This is a genomic window from Pseudothauera rhizosphaerae, from assembly GCF_004801305.1.
In the GTDB taxonomy this organism is placed as follows: Bacteria; Pseudomonadota; Gammaproteobacteria; order Burkholderiales; family Rhodocyclaceae; genus Pseudothauera; species Pseudothauera rhizosphaerae.
Map to the genome: position 1 here is coordinate 186602 of NZ_SSOD01000001.1, position 21356 is coordinate 207957.

The window sequence follows — 21356 nt, forward strand, 5'->3', positions numbered from 1 at the left end:
TGCTGGCGGTGAGCAGCCCGCCCATGCATCATAGCGATCGCACCCGACGTTTCCCAATGTGGGTGAAGGGAAGAAACGTGGAAGGTATGTCGGACGACCGGGGATCGGAAACCATGCGGCTGGTGCTGCTCGGCCTCGCGCCATCGCTGCGGATGGCACTGCGGGGCCTGCTCGCGGACGGGCGTTTCAGCTTCGTCGACGCCGCGTCGCCGGCGGAAATGCCCGCCGGCGCGGGCGCCGCGGACCTTGCCGTGGCCGATTCGGCCTGGCTGGCGCAACAGCCCGCGGCCGCGCGGGCCGCCTTGCGGGAAAGCCTGGCCGGAGCGGCGGCGTTGATCGTGCTCGGCGATGCCGGCGCGGTGGAGCCGCTGCCCTCCTGCCGCCGCGTCCTGCAGGCACCGGCCGAGGCCATGGCCGTGGCGCAATTGATCGACGGCCTCCGCGACGACCTGCTCGGCCGCCCGCTGCCGGCCGCCGTCATCGCCTGCCCGGCCGACGCCGTGCCGGCACGCGAGCGGGAACTGCAGGCCGCGCGCTGCACGGCGCATTTCCTGGCGGCGGACGATCTGGCGACACTGCCCGGGGTGCCGGAGGCCGTGGCGCTGATCGTGGATGTGGCGCCGGGAGAGGCCGGACGGGCCCTGGTGGAGGCGGCGCGCGCGACGGCGGCCCGCCGGGGATTGCCGCTGATCTTCCTGGCGCCGGCCGAAACGTGGCCGGCGGTGCCGGAAACGACGGCCGAGGACGAATTCTGGCTGCACGTGCCCGCTGCCGCCGGCCAACTCGCCGCGCTGGTCCGCCCGGTGGTCCGCGCCGCGCGCGCCCGGGCGCGGCTCGAACGGCTGTTCCTGCGGCAACTGGCGATCCAGCACCAGGAATTCACACTGCTGCGCGGAGCCATCGATCAGCATGTCATCATCAGCATGGCCGACGCGGACGGCCGCATCACCTATGCCAACGACAGGTTCTGCGAACTGAGCGGCTTCAGCCGCGAGGAACTGCTCGGCGCCAACCACAGCCTCATCAAGTCCGGCCGGCATTCCCGCGAGTTCTACGCCGATCTGTGGCGCACCATCACGCGCGGCGAGATCTGGCACGGCGAGGTCTGCAACCGCAAGAAGAACGGCGAGCCGTACTGGGTCAGCGCGACCATCGTGCCGGTCATGGACGAAGCCGGGAAACCGCTCCGCTACGTGTCGACCCGCACCGACATCACGCTGCTCAAGAAGATCCAGGACGAACTGCTCGCCAGCCGGCAGCAGGCGGCGCACGACGCCCAGCGCATCCAGGCCATTTTCGACAGCCTGCCGGTCGGCATCTTCTGGAAGGACCGCGAACTGCGCTATCGCGGCGCCAACCGGCGCTTTCTGGACGACGTGGGGGTGGCCGATCCCGAACATTTGAACGGTCTGGATGATACCGGGCTGTTCGCGCCGGAGGTGGCCGAGACCTACCGCCGGTGCGACCGCGAGGTGCTGGAAAGCGGGCGGCCGCTGCCGCCGTTCGAGGAAAGGCTGGTGCTGCCCGGCGGCGGCGAGCGCTGGCTGAGAACCGGCAAGATGCCGCAGTTCGACGACCAGGGCCAGGTCACCGGCGTGCTCGGCGCCTATCTGGACATCACCGATCTCAAGGAGACCGAACGCAAGCTGCGGGAGATCACGGAGCGCCTGAAATTCTTTGCCGACAACGTGGAGGAGGGCGTCGTCGTCTGCGACCAGGGCATGATCGTGGACGTCAGCGACCGCTGGCTCGAACTGTTCCGCTGCCGGCGCGACGACGCGCTGGGCCGGCCGGTGATGTCCTTCACCGCGCCGAGCGCGGTGCCGATGGCGCTGCAGTTGATCGGGGATAGGTGGGCCGAATCCTACGAATCGGTGATGCTGCGCCACGACGGCACGACCTTTCCCGCCGTCGTGCGCGGGCGCAATCTGGAATTCGGCGGCCGCGAGCTGCGCCTGACCTCGATTCTCGACATCTCGCGGCAGAAGGAGAACGAACTCGCCGTGCAGGCGGCGAAGACCGAGGCCGAACGCGCCAACCAGGCGAAATCCGAGTTCCTGTCGAGCATGAGCCACGAACTGCGCACGCCGATGAACGCCATCTTCGGCTTCGCCCAGATACTCGAATTCGACGAGCGCCTGGACGCGGACCAGCAGGACAGCGTGCAGGAAATCCTCAAAGCGGCGCGCCACCTGCTGGGGCTGATCAACGAGGTGCTGGACCTGGCCAAGATCGAATCCGGCCGCATCGCCCTGTCCCTCGAAACCGTCCTGCTGGGCACCGTGGTCGAGGAATGCGAGCAGTTGCTGCGGCCGCTGGCCGCCGAGCGGGAGATTTCCCTGCACGTGCCGGCCGGCCCGCCGGGGGCCGTGCGGGCGGACAAGGTGCGGCTCAAGCAGGTGCTGCTCAACCTGCTGTCGAACGCCATCAAGTACAACCGCTCGCAGGGTGAGGTCCGCCTGACCGTGGACACGGCCGGGCCGCGCCTGCGCATCACGGTGGCCGATACCGGCCCCGGCATCGCCGCCGGGGATCTGGCCGGGCTGTTCCAGCCCTTCAACCGGCTGGGCGCCGAGCACGGCACGATCGAGGGCACCGGCATCGGCCTGGCGATCTCGCGCCGGCTGATCGAGGCCATGGGCGGCAGGATCGGCGTCGACAGCGCGCCGGGCGAGGGCAGCCGGTTCTGGGTCGAACTGCCGCAGGCCGCCCCGGAAACGGCGCAAGCCGGCGGGCAGGACGCGCCGCGCCGGGCGGAGTCCGGCGCCGACGGCCTGCAGCGGCACATCCTCTACGTGGACGACAATCCGGTCAATCTGAAGCTGGTCGCGCAGATTCTCGGCAGGCTGCGCCACATCCGCCTGGTCACCGCCCATACGCCGGAGCTGGGCATCGAGCTGGCGCTGGCTGGCAAGCCCGACCTGATCCTGCTCGACATCAACCTGCCGGGCATGGACGGCTATGAGATGCTGCAGGTGCTCAAGGCCGACCTGCAACTGCGCCACGTGCCGGTCCTCGCCGTGTCGGCCAACGCCATGCCGAGGGACATCGAGCGCGGCATCGCGGCCGGATTCGCCGACTACCTGACCAAACCGCTCGACGTCGGACGCTTCCTGGCCAGCATCGACCGGCATCTTCCCGAGGGAGAACACCCATGAGCACCCCCGACGACTCGCCGATTCTGATCGTCGACGACGAACCGGCCAACCTCAAGCTCCTGGACAAGCTGCTGAGCGGACAGGGCTACACCCGGCTGAGCTGCGTCGAGGACCCGCGCGAGGTCCTGCCGCTCTACCTCCGCCAGCGCCCCGACCTGATCCTGCTCGACATCAACATGCCCCACCTGGACGGCTACCAGGTCATGGAACAGTTGCGCGCGCTCGAAGACCCGCTGCTGCCGCCCATCGTCATCCTCACCGCCGAGCACGGCCGCGGGCATCTGCTCAAGGCGCTCGCCGCCGGCGCACGGGACTACCTGAGCAAGCCCTTCGACCGCACCGAACTGCTGATGCGCGTGCGCAACCTGCTCGACGCCCGGCGGGCGCACCGCAGCACCCACGAGCAGAAGGCCTTCCTCGAGGAGATGGTCCACCTGCGCACCGAGGAAGTCGTCGCCACCCGCCTGCAGATCGTCCAGCGCTTGGGGCGGGCCGCCGAATACCGCGACAACGAGACCGGCCAGCACATCCTGCGCATGAGCAACATCGCCGCCCTGCTCGCCGGCAGGCTGGGCTGGGAGGGCGCCGAAGTCGAACTGATGCTGCACGCCAGCCCGATGCACGACATCGGCAAGATCGGCATCCCCGACGCCGTGCTGCTCAAGCCGGGCAAGCTGGACGGCGAGGAATGGGAAATCATGAAGCGGCACGCGGTGATCGGCGCCGAACTCCTGGCCGGCGACGATTCCAGCCTGCTCCGCATGGCGCGGGAGATCGCCCTCGGCCACCACGAGAAATGGGACGGCAGCGGCTACCCCGGCGGCCTGGCCGGCATCGGCATTCCGCACTCGGCACGGATCGCCGCCGTGGCCGACGTCTTCGACGCGCTGACCTCGGCCCGCCCCTACAAGGAAGCCTGGTCCGTCGAGCGGGCGGTGGCCCACATGCGGGACCAGGCGGGGCAGCATTTCGATCCCGACGTCATCGAGGCCTTCCTGTCCAGCCTGGAAGAGGTCCAGCACATCCGGGAACGCTACCGGGAACCCGGCTGAACCGGGCGGCTACTCGTGCCGCAGCGCCTCGATGGGGTCCAGGCGCGCGGCGCGGCGGGCGGGGAAGTAGCCGAACACCACGCCGATGGCGGCGGAGAACACGAAGGACAGCACGTTGATGCCCGCATCGAACACGTAGGGCACCTGCATCACGGCGGAGAGCGCCAGCGAGGCCAGCGTGGCCAGCGCGATGCCGATCAGCCCGCCCAGGGCGGCCAGGGCCACCGCCTCGATGAGGAACTGCAGCAGCACCTCCCGCTCCAGCGCGCCGATGGCCAGGCGGATGCCGATCTCGCGGGTGCGCTCGGTCACGCTCACCAGCATGATGTTCATGATGCCGATGCCGCCCACCAGCAGGCTCACGCCGGCCACCGCGCCGAGCAGCATGGTCATGACCTGGGTGGTGCCGGCCATGGCGTCGGCGAACTGGCGGGTGTCGAGGATGTTGAAGTTGTCCTCGTCCGTGTCGGACAGCTTGCGCCGTTCGCGCATCAGGTGGGTCAGGCTGGCCTTGACGCGCTCGCTGTCGCTGCCGTCCTGCAGGGACACCAGCAGCACGTCCACCCGCTGGCTGCCGGAGACGCGCCGCTGCACGGTGCGCAGCGGCATGACCACCATGTTGTCCTGGTCGCTGCCCATGCCGGACTGGCCCTTGGACAGCAGCACGCCGATGATCTCGCAGGAGAAGTTCCTGACCCGCAGCGGCTGGCCCAGCACGTCCACGGCGCTGGCGGCGCCGAACAGTTCCCGGCGCACGGTCTCGCCGATCACGCACACGGCGCTGCCGGCGCGCTCCTCGGCCTCCTCGAACTGGCGGCCGAAGACGAGCTTCCAGTTGTTGGAGATGAAGTACTCGTTGCTGGTGCCGTTGATCGTGGACGACCAGTTGCGCCCGCTGGCCACCAGCGTCACGCTGGACATCAGTTGCGGGGCGACCACATGGACGCCGCCGATCTGCTGGCGGATCGCCTCCACGTCGGCCTCCTTGAAGGTGGGCGCGCCGGCGCTGCTGCGTCCCGGCCCCAGGCGCTGGCCCGGCATGATCATCAGCAGGTTGGTGCCCAGCGCGGCGATCTGCTGCTGCACCGCGAGGGTGGCGCCGTTGCCCAGGGTGACCATGGTGATCACCGCGCTCACGCCGATGACGATGCCGAGGATGGTGAGGAAGGAGCGCAGCAGGTTGCGGCGGATCTCGCGCAGCGCCAGGAGCAGGGTGTTGAGCAGCATCAGCGGGCCTCCGCCGCATGGTCCGCCAGCGCCGCGGGTTCGGGATTGCGCGTGTCGCTGTCGATGCGCCCGTCGACGAAATGCACGATGCGGCGGGCGTAGCGGGCCATGTCCGGCTCGTGGGTCACCATCAGCACGGTGATGCCCCGCTCGTCGTTGAGCCGCCACAGGAGTTCCATGATCTCGTGGCTGCGCTGGGTGTCCAGGTTGCCGGTGGGCTCGTCGGCGAGCAGGACTTCCGGCGCGGTGACGATGGCGCGGGCGATGGCCACGCGCTGCTGCTGCCCGCCGGAGAGCTCGGCCGGGGTGTGGTGCTCCCAGCCCGCCAGGCCCACCGAGGCCAGCGCGGCGCGGGCCGCGCGATGGCGGGCGGCGGCGGGCTCGCCCCGGTAGAGCAGCGGCAGTTCCACGTTCTCCTGCGCCGAGGTGCGCGCCAGCAGGTTGAAGCCCTGGAACACGAAGCCCAGGTAGCGCCGGCGCAGGAGCGCGCGCTGGTCGCGGCCCAGGCGTTCCACGTGCAGGCCGTGGAAGAGGTATTCCCCGCCGGTGGGCGTGTCCAGGCAGCCCAGGGTGTTCATCACGGTGGATTTGCCCGAGCCGCTCGGCCCCATGATGGCGACGAACTCGCCGGCCTCGATGTCCAGGTCCACGCCCCTGAGGGCCTGGAAGGCGGCCTGGCCCTGGCCGTAGACCTTGGTCAGCCCGCGCAGGCGGATCAGCGGCACGGCCTCGCCGGGCGTCCCGCTCACCGCGCGGCTCCGCTGCGCTGGTCCACGATGGCCTGCAGGCCCGGCTGCAGGTCGCCGTCCACGATCTCCGTCATGCGCCCGTCCGATAGCCCGGTGGTCACGGGCACGGCCACGGCCTGCCCGTCGCGCAGCACCCACACCTGGCGCGCATCGGCGCCGCCCGCGCGGGGCACGGTGGTCTGCTGGGGCGGGCGCGGCAGCAGGCTGGCGACCAGGCCGCGCCCCTCACCGGCGCTCGCGGCCGGCGGGGGCGTGAAGCGCAGCGCCATGTTGGGCGCCAGGATCACGTTCTCCCGCTCGGTGGCGGTGATGATGGCGCTGGCGGTCATGCCGGGGCGCAGGGACAGGTCCGCATTGGCGACCTCCAGCGTGGTGGTGTAGGTGACCACGTTGTCGGTGGTGGTGGAGCCGAAATCCACCCGCGTGACGGTCGCCGGGTAGCGCCGGTTGGGCCAGGCGCTGACCGTGAAGGTGGCCTGCTGCCCCACCGCGACCTGGCCGATGTCCGCCTCGTCCACGTTCACCTCCAGCTTCAGGCGCGACAGGTCCTCGGCCAGGGTGAACAGCGTCACGGCCTGCAGGGAGGCGGCCACGGCGTTGCCGGGGTCCACGGCGCGGGCCAGCACCACGCCGTCTATGGGCGAGCGGATCGACGCCTTGGCGAGATTGGTTTCGTTGGTGGCCAGTGCGGCCTCGGCCTCGACCACGTCGGCGCGGGCGGACTGCTCGGCGGCCTCGGCGCGGGCCAGCGCGGCCCGGGCGGTATCCAGTTCGGTGCGCGAGGGCACCTTGCCGCCGGACAGGCGCGCGACCTCTTCCAGGCGCGCCAGCGTGCTGCGGTTCTCCCCCACCGTGGCGACCGCCTCGGCCACGGCGGCCCGGGCGCTGGTCAGGCTGGCGCGGGCACGCGCCACCTCGTCGCGCAGCTTGGCGGTATCCAGCTCCACCAGCACCTGGCCGGCCTTCACCGTGTCATTGACGTCCACCAGCACGCGCGCCACGGTGCCGGACAGCTCGCTGCCGACCTCGACGGTGCGGGTCGGCTGCAGGGTGCCGGTGGCGTTGATGGACAGGCGCAGGGTGCCGCGCACGATCTCCTCGGTGACGTACTGGGGCGCCACAGGGCCGCCGCCCCCCAGCCAGAGGCGCACGGCGAGCAGCACGAGCAGGATCAGCGCGGCGGCGATCCATGTGCCGGGGCGCCGCCACCAGGGGCGGCCGGAGGTTGCGTCGAGCGGAAGGCTTGCGGAGGCGTCGGAGCGGGTGGCGTTCATGGCGCGGGGGATGGGGTTCCGGTTGTGGAAGGCGGCGCGGGAGTGGACGCGGCGGGGGACTCGGCCTGGGCGGACCAGCCACCGCCGAGCGCCTTGTAGAGCTGCACGTGGTTGGCGGCGAGCTGGGCGGCGGCGCTGGCGACGGCGTCCTCCGCGTTCAGGCGGGTGCGCTGGGTGTCCAGCACCACCTGGAAGTCCACCAGGCCGCTGGCATAGCGCTGGCCGGCCAGGGTGTCGGCGGTGGCGGCGGCCTCGGCGGCCTGCTCCAAGCTGGCCAGCGCGTCCCGCGAGGTGCGCAGGGCGGTCAGGGCGTTCTCCACCTCGCGCAATGCCTCCAGCACCGCGGCGCTGTAGGCGTGGTAGGCCTGTTCCAGTTCGGCGTCGCGGACTTCGGCCTGGGCGGCGCGCGCGCCGCCGTCGAAGAGCGGCAGGCCGAGGCTGGCCAGCAGACTGCTCGCCACCCCGGCGCTGTCCAGCGCGCCGAAGGTGAGCGCGGACAGGCCGAGGGAGCCGGTGAGATTCAGGCTGGGGTAGCGCGCGGCCTGGGCTTCGTCCACCCGGGCGCGGGCGGCGGTGACGCGGTGCTCGGCGGCGCGCACGTCCGGGCGCTGGCGCAGGGTGTCGGCCGGCAGGCTCACGGCCAGGGCGGCCACCGGCCGCGGCACGGCCGGCAGAGTTTCGCCCGGTGCATCCAGGCGCGCGTGCAGGCTGCCGGGCGTCTGCGCGCCGAGCACCGCCAGGCTGTTGAGGGCCTGCACGATCGCCGACTCCAGGCTGGACAGGCTCGCCCGTGTCTCTTCCACCGTGCCCCGGGCCTGCTCCACTTCCAGCAGGGTGACCAGCCCGGCCTGCTCGCGCCAGCGCGTGATCTGCAGGGTCTCCTCCTGGTTGGCGAGGTTGGCGCGGGCCACCGCCAGGCGCCGCTGGTTGCCGCGCAGGTCGATGTAGGCCAGCGCCACCTCGGCGGCGATGGACACGCGGGTGTCCTCCAGCGACGCGGCGCTGGCGCCCAGGTCGGCCTCGGCCGCGGCCAGCCCGGCGCGCAGCCCGCCGGCCAGGTCCAGCTCCCAGCCGGCATCCACGCCGACCTGGAACTGGTTGCTGGCGGGCTGGCTGTCCGTGCGGGCGCGCTGGGCGGAGCCGGTGAAATCCAGCGTGGGCTGCAGGCCCGCGGCGCTCACCGTCCGCTGCGCGCGGGCCTGGCGCAGCGCGGCGCGGGCGCTGCGCACGTCGGTGTTGCGCGCCAGGGCCAGCTCGACCAGCGCGCTCAGTTCGGCATCGCCGAAATGGCGCCACCACAGGGCCAGGCGCTCTTCATCGCCACCGGCCGGGACGGCGGACTCGGTCCAGGCCGGCGGCACCGCGGGCAGATCGCCCGCGGCCGGCGCATAGGGCCGGGTGGCGCAGCCGGCCAGGGCCACGAGCAGGGCGGCCGCCAGGCAGCCTGGAGTCCGGCGCGCAGCCGGGGGTGGGGAAACGAACATCGACACGTCGTGAGTCCGGCGAGGGAATGCCCGCCACCGTAGACCGCAAATGTGGAGAAAGCTTGAAGAGTATGGCGGCGCTCAGCGTCCCTTCCACGGCACCAGGCGGGATTCCAGCCCGCGCATGGCGAGGTCGAACAGCCAGGCCACCGCGCCGATGACGAAGATACCCATGACCACCACGTCGGTACGCAGGAAGTTGGACGCGTTCATGACCAGTTGGCCGAGGCCGACGGTGGCGGCGACCAGTTCCGCGGCCACCAGCGTGGTCCACCCGAAGCCGACGGCGATGCGCATGCCGGTGAGGATCTCCGGCAGCGCCGCGGGCACGATCACGTGGCGCACCACCTGGGCATGGGAGGCGCCCATGGACAGGGCGGCGTGGATCTGCTCCGGATGGGCGGCGCGCACGCCGGCGCGGGCCGACACCGCCAGCGGGGCGAAACAGGCGAGGTAGATGAGCAGGATCTTGGAGGTCTCGTCGATGCCGAACCAGATCACGATCAGCGGCAGGTAGGCCAGCGGCGGCAGCGGGCGGTAGAACTCCAGCGGCGGGTCGAACACCCCCCGCGCCACCCGCGACACGCCCATCAGAATGCCCAGTGGAATCGCCGTGGCGCAGGCCAGCCCGAAGCCCGCCAGCACGCGCCCGAAGCTCCACAGGAAGTGCTCCAGCAGCGTGCGCCCGCCCTGCAGTTCGCCCCGGTGCGCGGCCAGCAACGCCTCGCCCACCGCCGCGGGCGCGGGCAGCACCAGCGGCGGCAGCCAGCCCCACGCGGTGGCCAGCCACCAGGACAGCAGCAGCGCCAGCACCGTGAGCGCCGAGATGGCGCTCGCCCGCCCCGGCTCGGGGAAGAGGTAGAAGCGCGCGGCCGGCAGGGCGGCGGGGCCGCCTTCCGCCGTGGCCGGCCCTGGCCCGTCGAAGGGCTTCACGCCCCGCCCTCGTGCTGGATCAGGCGGACCAGGCGTTCGCGCCAGGCGATGAACTCCGGGTCGGACTTGACCTTGCGCGCGTCGCCGCATTCCACGTAGCGCCGGGCGAAGGGCAGCTCGAAGCGGTGGGCGATGCGCCCCGGCGAGGGCGTCATGACGATGAGCCGGGTGGCGAGGAAGAGCGCCTCCTCCACGCCGTGGGTGATGAAGAGCACGATCTTCTTCTCCGCCGCCCACAGGCGCAGCACCAGTTCCTGCATCTGCTCGCGGGTGAGCGCATCCAGCGCGCCGAAGGGTTCGTCCATCAGCAGCACCGCCGGATCGCAGGCCAGCGCGCGGGCGATGCCGACGCGCTGCTGCATGCCGCCGGAGAGCTGCCACACCGGGCGCTGCGCCACGTGCTCCAGGCCCACGGCGGCGAGCTTGGCCAGCGCCAGTTCGCGCCGTGCCGCTTTTGAAATGCCGCGCAGGCGCAGGCCCAGCTCCACGTTCTCCTGCACGTTCAGCCAGGGCATCAGCGCGTGCTTCTGGAACACCACGCCCCGGTCCGCGCCCGGCCCCGCCACCGGCCGTCCGTCGAGCAGGATCTCCCCCGCCGACGGGCGCAGGAAGCCGGCGATGCAGGACAGCAGCGTGGTCTTGCCGCAGCCTGAGGCTCCCAGCGCGACGACGAAGTCGCCCGCGCCGATCTCCAGGTCGATGCCGTCGAGGGCAAGCGCCCCGCCCTGGCCCTCGAAGCGCACGGAAAGGCCGCGCACGGCGAGCCCGCCCGTGGCGGACGGCACGGCGGCCTCGACGGCGGGCCGCGCGGCCGCGAGCGCCAGGGCGGACGCCGGCATCAGCGCGCCGCCCGCTCCACGTAGGACGGGTTGACGCCGACGGAGTAGTCGCCGAGCACGTTGGCGATGGTGCCCTGGCTCTTCAGGAAGGCCGCCGTGGCCGCCAGGGACTGCGCCGCGCCGCTCCTGGCGCCGCCGCCCAGCCAGGTGGCCGAGGCCTGTTCGGCCGGGGTCGGGAAGCGGTACAGGGCGAGGCCGGCCGGCACGTCCTCCTGCTTGGCGCCGGTGATCTTCGCCACCGCGGCGGCCTCGGCGGAGGCCGGCGTCCATTTCGCGCGGTCGCGCCGGTAGCGCTCGTCGGCCGCGGCCAGCACCTGGACGAACTTCTCCAGGAAGGCGCCGTTCTGCTTCGCCCAGTCGCGATTGACGACGATGCCGTCGAAGGTGCTCTTGCCGGTCTGCTTGGCGATCTGCCCGGAGGACACCAGCACCTTGCCGCTGGCCTTGACGCGGGACAGCACCGGCTCCCAGACGAAGGTGGCGTCGATGTCGCCCCGCTCCCAGGCGGCGGCGATCTCCGGCGGGCGCAGGTTCACGATGCGCACGTCGGACGGATTCACGCCCGCGTGTTCGAGGGCCACAAGGGTGTGGAAGTGGGTGGTGGAGGTGAAGGGCACGCCAATGCGCTTGCCCTTCAGGTCCGCCACGGTGTTCACGCCGCTGCCGTTCCTGACCACCAGCGCCTCGGCATCGTTGATGTCGTCGAGAATCCAGAACAGCTCCACCGGCAGGCCCTGGGACAGGCCGGAGGCGATGGGCGCGGAGCCGGCCTCGCCGATGTGCACCTGGCCGGAGGCCAGCGCGCGGATCACGTCGCCGCCGCCGGAGAACTGGCGGAAGTTGATCCTGTAGCCGGTGGCCTTCTCCACCTCGCCGGCCGCGTGGGCCACGCGCCAGGGCACCAGCATGTCCTGGTAGGCGATGGTGACTTCCTTCTGCTGGGCGAGCGCCGGCGCGGCGATGCCCACGCTGGCCGCCAGTGCCGCGGCACCGATCAGGAACTGCCGTCTGCTGTTCATCTGCTTGCTCCGTACAAGGGGGGAAAGAGGAAAGGTCAGCGCAGCGTCGCCAGCACGCGGCGCAGGATCGAGAAGATCTCGTCCAGGTGGGCGGTTTCCGCCACCAGCGCGGGCGCCAGGATCAGCGCGTCGCCGGTGCTCTTGAGGTGCAGGCCGGCGTCGAACAGCGTCTTCTGCACTTCGTAGCCGCGCCGGCCGGGCTGCCCCTCCGGCTTCAGCTCCACGGCGCCCAGCAGCCCGTAGCTGCGGATGTCAGCCACCGCGGGCAGGTCGGCGAGCGCGTGCAGGCGTTCGGCGAATCGGGGCGCGAGCGCCTCGCCGCGCTCGAACAGCCGCTCGCGCTCGAAGATGTCCAGTGCCGCGATGCTGGCCGCACACGCGGCCGGGTTGCCGCCCCAGGTGTAGCCGTGGAAGAACTCGATGCCGTCCTCCGGCGCTGCGGCCAGGATGTCGTCGTGGATGCGGCGGTCCACCGCCACCGCGCCCATGGGTATCGTGCCGTTGGTGATGGCCTTGGCCACGGTGATGATGTCCGGGCGCACGCCGAAGCTCTGCGCGGCGAAAGCCTTGCCAGTGCGGCCGAAGCCGCAGATCACCTCATCGAACACCAGCAGCAGGCCGTGCCGGTCGCAGATCGCGCGCAAGTTCTCCAGATAGCCCCTGGGCGGCACCAGTACGCCGGTGGAGCCGGCGATGGGCTCCACGAACACCGCGGCGATGTTCTCCGCCCCGCGCAGTTCGACGATGCGCTGCAGGTCGTGGGCCAGTTCCTCGCCGCCGGTCTCCGGCTGCCCGCGCGAGAAGACGCTCTCCGCGCGCCAGGTGTGGCGCAGATGGGCCACCGCCGGCAATACGTCCGCAAATGCCTTGCGGTTGTTGAGGATGCCGCCCAGCGCCGTGCCGCCGATGTTGACGCCGTGGTAGGCGCGCTCGCGGCTCACCAGCAGGGAGCGCCGTCCGTCGCCGCGGGCGCGGTGCCAGGCCAGCGCGATCTTGATCGCCGTGTCCACCGCCTCGGAGCCGGAATTGACCAGGAACAGGCGGTCCAGCCCCTGGGGCAGCAGCGCCGCCAGGCGCCGGGTGGCCTCGAAGGCCAGCGGGTGGCTGCGCAGGAAGTTGGGCGTGAAGTCCAGTTCCCGGAGCTGGTCGTGCACGGCCTGGGCGATCTCCTCCCGCCCGTGCCCGGCGGCGGTGGCGAACAGGCCCGACACGCCGTCAATGATGGCCCGCCCCGCCGGATCGTAGTAGTACAGGCCCTGCGCCCGGGCGAAGAGCCTGGGCGCGCGCTTGAAGTCCCGGTTGGGGGTGAAGGGCAGCCAGTAGTTGTCCAGCGTCGGCAACGCGCCGTTCGGCGCAGCGGCGGAAAGGCTCACGATCGGCTCCGGCAGCGGAATGGCGCCATGCTAGGGAGCCGCGCCGCGCGCCGGAACCAAGCAATTGTGCTTTGCTTATGCGGCCGCCCGCGAAGCGGCGCCGTCCTCCAGGATCAGGTCCGCGGCCTTCTCCGCGATCATCACCGTGGCCGCGCAGGTGTTGCCCGAGACCAGCGTCGGCATCACCGAGGCATCCACCACCCGCAGCCCGGCCAGGCCGTGCACGCACAGGCGCGCATCCACCACCGCCAGTTCGTCGTCGCCCATGCGGCAGGTGCCCACCGGGTGGAAGATGGTCTGGCCGTGGGCGCGGGCGAAGGCGAGCAGGGCCTCGTCCTCGTCCGCGCACTCCGGGCCGGGGCGGTATTCGCCTTCCAGCAGTTCGCGCAGCGGCGCGGTGGCGGCCAGGCGGCGGGCGAAGCGGATGCCGGCCACCGCGGCGCGGCGGTCCAGCTCATGCTCCAGGTAGTTGAACAGGATGGCCGGCGCATGGCGCGTGGAGGCGTTGCGCGCGCGCACGTGGCCGCGGGAGCGCGGACGCAACTGGCACACGGAGAAGGTGCACCCGGACCAGGGATGCACCTGCCCGCCGGCCGTGTCGGCGGACAGGGTGGCAAAGTGGAACTGCACGTCCGGCGACGCCGATTCGGCCAGCACGCGCACGAACAGCCCGCCCTGGTTGATGCCCACCGCCAGCGGCCCGCTGCGCGCGAACAGCCAGCGCAGGCCGATGCGCAGCCGGCCGTGCAGGGTGCGCAGGTCGTCGTTGGTGGTGATGGGCCGCGCCACGCGGTAGATCAGGCGCAGTTGCAGGTGGTCCTGCAGGTTCTCGCCCACCCCCGGCAGGTGATGCACCAGAGGCACGCCCAGCGCGGACACCAGCCCGGAATCACCCACGCCCGAGCATTGCAGCAGTTGCGGCGTCTGCAGCGCGCCGGCGGCGAGGATCACCTCGCGCCGCGCGTTGACGCGGAATTCATGCTCGCCGCGGCGGTAGCGCACACCCGTGGCGCGCCCGCCGTCGAACTCGATGCGGCCCACGTGGGCACCAGTGACGACGCGCAGGTTGGCCCGCCGCCGCGCCGGCCGCAGGTAGGCGGTGGCCGCCGATACCCTCAGGCCGCGCCGCTTGGTGAGCTGGTAATAGCCCACGCCCTGCTGCGCGGCGCCGTTGAAATCCGGGTTGTGGGCCACGCCCAGTTCCCGCGCGCCGGCCGCGATGGCGTCCATCAGCGGATGGCGCTCGCCGATGTCGTCCACGTGTACGGGGCCGTTGCCGCCGTGCCATTCGTCTTCGCCGCGCACGTTGGCTTCCGCGCGGCGGAAGTAGGGCAGCACGTCCTTCCACGCCCAGCCGGGATTGCCCGCCTGCGCCCAGGCGTCGAAATCCGCCGCCTGGCCGCGGATATAGATCAGGCCGTTGATGGAACTGCTGCCGCCCAGGCAGCGCCCGCGCGGGGTATATACCCGGCGCTGGTCGAGGAAGGGCTCCGGCTCGCTGTGGAAGCCCCAGTTCAGTTCCTCGTGCACCATGGTCTTGCCGTAGCCGATGGGCAGGTGGATCCAGGGCGAGCGGTCGGCCGGCCCCGCCTCCAGCACCACCACGCCGAAGCGCCCGCCGGCCGACAGGCGCTCGGCCAGCACGCAGCCGGCCGTGCCGCCGCCGACGATGACGTAGTCGCAGGTTTCGTCACTCAAACCGTTCTCTCCATTCAGGGGCCGGCCCCTGAAACAAGGGGCCCACTCTAAGCAATGCCCCCGCCCGCTTCATGCACTAATTCGTCTTAGCTACGCACTTTTCCTTCGTTCCGGCACCCCGCACCCCTGCCTAGACTTCCGCCTTTTGCATGGCTCGGGAGCCTGGAAAGATGTCCGCATCCGTATACGAAGGCAGGCAGCGCGTGACGCCCTCCGAGGCGTTCGTCGAGACCCTGGTGGCGCAGGGCGTCACCGACGTGTTCGGCATCGTCGGCTCGGCCTACATGGACGCCCACGACCTCTTCCCGCTCGCCGGCATCCGCTTCATCTCCGTGGCCCACGAGCAGAACGCCGCCCACATGGCCGACGGCTACGCCCGCGCCACCGGGCGCCACGGCGTGTGCATCGCGCAGAATGGGCCGGGCATCACCAACTTCGTCACCGCCATCGCCGCGGCCTACTGGGCGCACTCGCCGGTGGTGGCGATCACCCCGGAAGCCGGCAGCGCCACCGCCGGGCTGGGCGGTTTCCAGGAAACCGAGCAACTGCCGATCTTCTCCAAGATCACCAAGTGGCAGACCCACGTGAACAGCCCGGCGCGCATCGCCGAACTCACCGGGCGCGCCTTCCACTACGCCCAGCTCGAACGCGGCCCGGTGCAGGTGAACATCCCCCGCGACTACTTCTACGGCGAGATCGAGACCGAGATCCCCCGCCCCTTCAAGGTGGACCGCGGCCCCGGCGACGCCGGGGCGATCCGCCAGGCCGCCCGCCTGCTCGCTGAGGCGAAGTTCCCCGTCATCATCGCCGGCGGCGGCGTGGCCATGGCCGGCGGCGTGGCCGAACTGACCGCGCTGGCCGAGCGCCTGTCCGCCCCGGTGGTCAATTCCTACCTGCACAACGACAGCTTCCCCGCCAGCCACCCGCTGGCCGCCGGGCCGCTCGGCTACCAGGGCTCGAAAGCCGCCATGCGCCTGCTCGCCAGGGCCGACGCGGTGCTCGCCCTGGGCACCCGGCTGGGGCCCTTCGGCACGCTGCCGCAGTACGGCCTGGACTACTGGCCGGCGCAGGCGAAGATCATCCAGGTGGATGCCGACGCCCGCGTCCTGGGCCTGGTGAAGAAGATTGCCCTGGGCATCCACGGCGACGCCCGCGCCGCCGCGCAGGCCATCACCGCCGAACTGCCCGCCCGCGCGCCCGACGTCGCGCGCATCGCCGAAATCGCCGCCGAGCGTGCAGCCTGGGCTGCCGAACTCGACGCCCAGGCCGGCGCCAACGAAGCGGGCCGCGTCGACCCGCGCCGCGCGCTCGCCGCGCTGGCCCGCGCCCGCCCGGCCGACGCCATGGTGGCCACCGACATCGGCAACGTGTGCTCGGTGTCCAACAGCTACCTGCAGTTCGACGCGCCGAACTCCTTCTTCGCCGCCATGAGCTTCGGCAACTGCGGCTACGCCTTCCCCACCGCCATCGGCGCCAAGGTGGGCCGCCCGGACCGCCCCTCCATCGCCTACGTGGGCGACGGCGCCTGGGGCATGAGCCTGGCCGAGGTGCTGACCTGCGTGCGGGAGAACATCCCGGTGGTGGCGGTGGTGTTCGACAACGCCCAGTGGGGTGCGGAGAAGCGCAACCAGATCGACTACTTCGACAGCCGCTTCCTGGGCACCGAACTGGCCAACCCCAACTTCGCCGAAGTCGCCAGGGCCATGGGCGGCCACGGCATCACCGTGGAGCACGAGGACCAGGTGGGCGACGCCCTGCGCGCCGCCATCGCCTCCAACCGCCCCACGGTCATCAACCTGCGCCTGACCCGCGCCCTGGGCGACCCCTTCCGCCGCGACGCCTTCAAGCCGCCGCGCCGCCTGCTGCCCAAGTACGCCGCCTACAGCGCACGCGGCTGAAACCCGCCATGACTGTGGACTGGCAGGTCTTCACCCCCTGGTCCGCGCTGGCCGGCGGGCTGCTGATCGGCGCGGCCGCCGCACTGCTAGTGTGGAGCGCGGGACGCATCGCCGGCATCAGCGGCATCCTCGCCGGCTTCGCGCGGCGCGACGGGTTTTCCGCCTGGCGCATCGCCTTCGTCGCCGGCCTGCTGGCCGCGCCCTGGCTGGTGGGCGCGCTGGCGCCGCAATGGCCGCTCGTCGGCACGCACTGGTCGGCGGCGGACTACCCGCGCCTGATCGTGGCGGGCCTGCTGGTCGGCATCGGCACCCGGCTCGCCAACGGCTGCACCAGCGGCCACGGCGTGTGCGGCCTGGCCCGCCTGTCCCTGCGCTCCCTGTGGGCGGTGGCGGTGTTCATGGGCACGGCGGGGCTGGTGGTGTTCGCCGTGCGCCATGTGCCGGGGGCCGGCGCATGAAGGCGCGGGAAACCCTGGGGGCGCTGGCCGCCGGTCTGCTGTTCGGCGTGGGGCTCATCGTCTCCGGCATGACCGACCCGGCCAAGGTGCTGGCTTTCCTCGACTTCGCGGGTGCCTGGGACCCGTCCCTCGCGCTGGTGATGGCCGGCGCCATCGCCGTGGCCCACATCGGTTTCCGCGCCACCGGCCGGCTCGCCCGGGAAGGCAGGGCGGACGGGCGCCTGATCCTCGGCAGCGTGCTGTTCGGCCTCGGCTGGGGCCTGGCCGGCTACTGCCCCGGCCCGGTGGTGGTCGCCGCCGGCGCCCTCTCCCCTGCCGCGCTGGTCATGCTGCCCGCCCTGCTCGCCGGGCTGTGGATCACCGAGCGCTGGCTGGCGCGCGGAGCGGCGCGGGATCAGTCGAAATAAGGCAGCAAACGCAGGCGCTGCACCTTGCCGGACGGGCCTTTCGGCAGTTCGGCGAGGACGCGCAAGACACGCGGGGTCTTGAAGGGGCCCAGTTCGGCGCGGCAGAAATCCAGCAGTTCCTCCAACTCGCAGCGCGCATCCGCGCGCAGCACGATGCCGGCGCCGATGTCCTGCCCGTAGAGCGGATCGGGAATGCCCACGGCCGCCGCTTCCAGCACGGCCGGGTGGCGCAACAGGGCCTCGTCGATCTCCCGCGGCGAGATGTTCTCCCCACCCTTGATGATCAGCTCCTTGATGCGCCCGGTGACGAAGTAGTAGCCCTCATGGTCCCGGTGGCCCAGGTCGCCGGTGCGCAGCCAGCCGCCGTCCGCGAAGGCCAGCGCGGTGGCCTGCGGATCGCGGTGGTAGCCCTTCATGACGTTGGGGCCGCGGACCTGGATCTCGCCGGTCCGTTCGTCGCCCAGCACCTCGCCGGTGCGCGGGTCGGCGATGCGCGCCTCGTTGCCCCAGGGCCGGCCGGGGCTGCCGATGCGGCGCTGCGCCGGATCGAGGGGGTTGGAGAAACAGGGCGCGGCGGTTTCGGTGAGCCCCATGGTCTCGATGATGCCCAGCCCGAAGCGCTGCTCGAACGCCCGATGCTGCGCCGGCGGCAGCGGCGCCGAGGCCGAGCGGCAGAAGCGCAGGCGGGGGTCGGGCGCGGCGGCCCCGGGGGCGGCGAGCAGGTAGGCGATCATGGTCGGCACCAGGTTGATCCAGGTGCAGGCGTGATCCTCCGCCAGTTCCCAGAAGGCGTGCACGCTGAAGCGCCGCGGCATGACCAGGCTGCCGCCGTGCCACAGGGGGGCGAGCGCGGTGACCACCTGGGCGTTGATGTGGTAGAGCGGCAGCACCGCCAGCACGCGGTCGTCCGCACCGAGGCGATGGGCCTCGCTGACGAAGCGCGCCCCCGCGAGCAGGTTGGCGTGGCTGAGCACCACGCCCTTGGGCTTGCCGGTGGTGCCCGAGGTGTACATCTGCAGGGCGTCGTCCCCCGCGGCCGGCGCGGGCCAGGGCCAGGCGGCAGCCTGAGTGCCGTCCCAGGGCGCAGGCGCGTCCGGGTCCAGGGTGGTCACTTGAATCGCGGCGCCGTCCGCCACCAGCGCCAGGGCTTCCCGCAGGCGTTCTTCCAGATCGGGGGCGACGAACACCCGCCGCACCCGGGCATGCTCCAGCACGTGGGCCAGTTGCGCGCCCTGGGCCAGCAGGCTGAGGGGCACGGCCACCGCACCCGCGGCCTGCAGGCCTATGAAGAGGCTCAGCGCCTGATAGCCGTTGGGCAGCAGGAAGGCGACCCGCTCGCCCGGCGCGATGCCGCGCGCGGCCAGTTCGGCGGCCAGGCCGAGGGCATTGGCGCGCAGGCCGGCGAAGTCGATCTGCCGCCCGCTTTCGGGAAAGCGCGCGAAGACCCGCGCCGGATGGGCTGCGGCACGCGCGTGCAGCAGCGCGCGCAGGCTGTCCACGCCGCTCATTTCCCGCTTACTTCCCGCTCACTTGCCATGCTCCCGCCAGTACTCCCCCAGCAGGTCTTCCACGCGCGGCACGCGTTCGGGGATCGGCCGGACGATGCGGGTGACGTTGAGGAAATGGCGGTAGTTGAGGTTGTCCGAGAAGCCGTTGCCGCCCCAGGTGCCGCAGCCCATGGAAAGGGAGAACGGCAGGCCGTTGTCGAAGGCGCCGCCGACGGCCACGCAGTGCACCTGGTCCACGATCACCCGGCACACCGGCAGGGTCTCGGCCAGCGCGCGGATCTCGTCCGCGCTGCCGCCGTGGATGCCCACCGAATGGCCCTTGCCTTGGTAGTCGTAGATGCGCCCCACCAGATCGCGGGCGGCGGCGAAATCCGCTACCTGGTAGAGGGTCAGCACCGGCGAGAGCTTTTCCCCGGAGAAGGGGAAATCCGGCCCCACGCCCTCTTCTTCCACCAGCAGGATGCGCGCGTTGCGGAAGGCTTCGCCCTCCAGGCCCGCGCGCGCGGCGATCTCGGCGGCCGGGCGGGCGACGCATTCGGCGGACAGCCTGCCGGCGGGAAACAGCGTGGCCTGCAGGCGGGCTTTCTGCGCCGCGTCCAGCAGCACCGCACCCTCCTCCTGCAGCGCGTCCAGCACCGGCTGCGCGGCCTCGCCCACCAGCACCAGGGCGTTTTCCGAGGAGCAACTGGTGGCGTTGTCGAAGGTCTTGGAGGCGGCGATGCGCCGCGCCGTCGTCGCCGGGTCCGCGCCCGGCAGCACGATGGCGGCCACGTTGCCGGCGCCCACGCCCAGCGCCGGTGTGCCGCTGGCGTAGGCGGCGCGCACGTTGGCCCGCGAGCCGGTGGCGACCACCAGGTCGGCACCCGCCATCAGTTCGGCCACCTGCTCCTTGGAGCCCGGCGGCGGCAGGTGCTGCACCAGGTCGGCCGGCAGGCTCGCCTTTTCCAGTTCGTGGCGGATGTAGCCCACCAGCAGCGCACAGGTGGAGGCGCCCTTGGGCGAGGGGGCAAGCACGATGGCGTTGCGCCCCTTCAGCGCGTTGATGACCTTGTTGGCCGGCGTGGCCGCCGGGTTGGTGGAGGGCGTGACCGCGGCCACCACGCCCACCGGCCGGGCGATCTCGGTGAGGCCCAGGGCCGGGTCCTCCCGCAGCACGCCCACGCTCGCCGCGCCGTGCAGGTCGCGCAGCAGGCCCAGGGTCTTGCGGTGGTTCTTGCGCACCTTGTCTTCCACGTCGCCGAAGCCGGTGTCGCGCACGGCCAGTTCCGCCAGACGGCGGTTGCGCGCCGGCTCCAGGATGGCCCAGGCCGCGGCCGCCGCGGCGGTGTCCGCGCGGCGCTGGTCGGCGTCGGCGAACAGGGCCTGGGCGGCGCGGGCGCGGGCCAGCAGTCCGGCGACGATGCCCCCAGCCATCAGGCTTCTCCGCCCGGCGCGGTCCGGCCGAGCACGCGATGGAGCACTTCCTTTTCCAGCGCGCCGAACTCGGGGCTGCCGCGCTCCCGCGGGCGCGCCAGGGGCACGCGGCGGTCGAGCGTGATGCGGCCCTCCTCGATCAGCACCACCCGGTCGGCCAGGGCCACGGCCTCGGACACGTCGTGGGTGACCAGCACCGCGGTGAAGCCGTAGCGCCGCCACAGATCCTCGATCAGGCTCTGCATCTCGATGCGGGTGAGCGCGTCCAGCGCGCCCAGGGGTTCGTCGAGCAGCAGCAGGCGGGGGGTGTGGATCAGCGCGCGGGCGAGCGACACGCGCTGGCGCTGGCCGCCGGAGAGCACGGCGGGCCATTCGCTGGCCTTCTCCGCCAGGCCGACCTGGGTCAGGATGTCCAGCGCCTTCGTGCGCCAGTCACCGGACAGGCCCAGGCCCACGTTGGCCAGCACGGTCTTCCACGGCAGCAGGCGCGCTTCCTGGAACATCACCCGGGTGTGGTCGCTGAGGCCGCGGCGCTCCTCGCCGGCGACTTCGAGGCGGCCGCCGTCCGGCGCCTCCAGCCCGGCGAGCAGGCGCAGCAGCGTGCTCTTGCCGCAGCCGCTGCGCCCCACGATGGCGACGAACTCGCCGGGGGCGATGTTCAGTTCCAGCTCGTGCAGCACCGTCAGCGCGCCGTAGCGCTTGCACAGCGCGCGCGCGTCCACGGCCACGCCGTGGGCGGAGCCGGCCTCGCCCAGGCGGGCTTCCTCGGTTTCGCTCATCTTCATGCCGGATGCCACCAGCAGTGGCGGCCCCCACGGCCGCTCCCCTCTCCCCCAACCCCTCTCCCGCAGGGGGAGAGGGGGGAT

Annotated in this window: 17 protein-coding genes; 5 read left to right on the forward strand and 12 right to left on the reverse strand. The window is 72.0% G+C overall.

Annotated elements, in window-relative coordinates; all coding sequences use genetic code 11:
* Window positions 1-86 precede the first annotated feature (86 nt).
* Window positions 87-3158, forward strand: a complete 3072-nt coding sequence (locus E6O51_RS00955) for a PAS domain-containing hybrid sensor histidine kinase/response regulator (protein ID WP_230976670.1) — start codon at window positions 87-89, stop codon at window positions 3156-3158.
* Entirely contained in the window at window positions 3155-4210 is a 1056-nt protein-coding gene (locus E6O51_RS00960; protein WP_136383095.1) for an HD domain-containing phosphohydrolase, read from the forward strand. Before E6O51_RS00955 ends, E6O51_RS00960 begins: the two co-directional genes overlap by 4 nt.
* Before the next feature lie 9 nt (window positions 4211-4219).
* Here the strand turns inward: E6O51_RS00960 and E6O51_RS00965 are convergent, their stop codons facing one another.
* From E6O51_RS00965 to E6O51_RS01005, 9 genes are all read right to left on the reverse strand, one after another.
* Window positions 4220-5437, reverse strand: coding sequence for an ABC transporter permease (locus E6O51_RS00965; protein ID WP_136383096.1), 1218 nt, complete (start codon window positions 5435-5437; stop codon window positions 4220-4222).
* Entirely contained in the window at window positions 5437-6186 is a 750-nt protein-coding gene (locus tag E6O51_RS00970) for an ABC transporter ATP-binding protein (RefSeq protein ID WP_136383097.1), read from the reverse strand. The genes E6O51_RS00965 and E6O51_RS00970 overlap by 1 nt, the downstream gene beginning before the upstream one ends.
* The gene (locus tag E6O51_RS00975) at window positions 6183-7460 is read right to left on the reverse strand and encodes an efflux RND transporter periplasmic adaptor subunit (protein ID WP_136383098.1); all 1278 of its coding nucleotides are present in this window, start codon (window positions 7458-7460) and stop codon (window positions 6183-6185) included. The genes E6O51_RS00970 and E6O51_RS00975 overlap by 4 nt, the downstream gene beginning before the upstream one ends.
* A complete protein-coding gene (locus E6O51_RS00980) occupies window positions 7457-8944 on the reverse strand; it encodes an efflux transporter outer membrane subunit (RefSeq protein WP_136383290.1) in 1488 nt (495 codons plus the stop codon). The genes E6O51_RS00975 and E6O51_RS00980 overlap by 4 nt, the downstream gene beginning before the upstream one ends.
* Window positions 8945-9025: 81 nt before the next feature.
* Window positions 9026-9877 carry an ABC transporter permease subunit gene (locus E6O51_RS00985; protein WP_230976660.1) on the reverse strand — a complete coding sequence of 284 codons (852 nt, stop codon included), beginning with the start codon at window positions 9875-9877 and terminating at the stop codon, window positions 9026-9028.
* On the reverse strand, window positions 9874-10716 hold the full coding sequence (locus E6O51_RS00990; RefSeq protein WP_136383100.1) for a taurine ABC transporter ATP-binding protein: 843 nt from the start codon (window positions 10714-10716) through the stop codon (window positions 9874-9876). The genes E6O51_RS00985 and E6O51_RS00990 overlap by 4 nt, the downstream gene beginning before the upstream one ends.
* A complete protein-coding gene (gene tauA / locus E6O51_RS00995; RefSeq protein ID WP_136383101.1) occupies window positions 10716-11735 on the reverse strand; it encodes a taurine ABC transporter substrate-binding protein in 1020 nt (339 codons plus the stop codon). The genes E6O51_RS00990 and tauA overlap by 1 nt, the downstream gene beginning before the upstream one ends.
* Before the next feature lie 35 nt (window positions 11736-11770).
* A complete protein-coding gene (locus E6O51_RS01000) occupies window positions 11771-13108 on the reverse strand; it encodes an aminotransferase class III-fold pyridoxal phosphate-dependent enzyme (protein ID WP_230976661.1) in 1338 nt (445 codons plus the stop codon).
* 75 nt (window positions 13109-13183) lie between these two features.
* Window positions 13184-14806 carry a GMC family oxidoreductase gene (locus tag E6O51_RS01005; protein WP_136383102.1) on the reverse strand — a complete coding sequence of 541 codons (1623 nt, stop codon included), beginning with the start codon at window positions 14804-14806 and terminating at the stop codon, window positions 13184-13186.
* Window positions 14807-14976: 170 nt separating this feature from the next.
* Between E6O51_RS01005 and xsc the strand changes: the two genes are divergently transcribed.
* From xsc to E6O51_RS01020, 3 genes are read left to right on the forward strand one after another with little or no spacing between them, the layout of a single operon-like run.
* Window positions 14977-16704, forward strand: a complete 1728-nt coding sequence (gene xsc / locus E6O51_RS01010; protein WP_136383103.1) for a sulfoacetaldehyde acetyltransferase — start codon at window positions 14977-14979, stop codon at window positions 16702-16704.
* A gap of 8 nt (window positions 16705-16712) precedes the next feature.
* Window positions 16713-17162, forward strand: coding sequence for a YeeE/YedE family protein (locus tag E6O51_RS01015; protein ID WP_136383104.1), 450 nt, complete (start codon window positions 16713-16715; stop codon window positions 17160-17162).
* Complete coding sequence (locus E6O51_RS01020) at window positions 17159-17569, forward strand: DUF6691 family protein (RefSeq protein WP_136383105.1); 411 nt, start codon at window positions 17159-17161, stop codon at window positions 17567-17569. Before E6O51_RS01015 ends, E6O51_RS01020 begins: the two co-directional genes overlap by 4 nt.
* Here the strand turns inward: E6O51_RS01020 and E6O51_RS01025 are convergent.
* Genes E6O51_RS01025 through E6O51_RS01035 form a run of 3 tightly spaced genes read right to left on the reverse strand, consistent with a single transcriptional unit; the run spans window position 17557 to window position 21275 of the window.
* On the reverse strand, window positions 17557-19077 hold the full coding sequence (locus tag E6O51_RS01025) for an AMP-binding protein (protein WP_136383106.1): 1521 nt from the start codon (window positions 19075-19077) through the stop codon (window positions 17557-17559). The genes E6O51_RS01020 and E6O51_RS01025 overlap by 13 nt on opposite strands.
* Before the next feature lie 18 nt (window positions 19078-19095).
* Window positions 19096-20490, reverse strand: coding sequence for an acylating sulfoacetaldehyde dehydrogenase (gene sauS, locus E6O51_RS01030; protein WP_136383107.1), 1395 nt, complete (start codon window positions 20488-20490; stop codon window positions 19096-19098).
* Window positions 20490-21275: an ATP-binding cassette domain-containing protein gene (locus E6O51_RS01035; protein WP_136383108.1), complete on the reverse strand. Its 786-nt coding sequence runs from the start codon at window positions 21273-21275 to the stop codon at window positions 20490-20492. The genes sauS and E6O51_RS01035 overlap by 1 nt, the downstream gene beginning before the upstream one ends.
* Window positions 21276-21356: the final 81 nt, after the last annotated feature.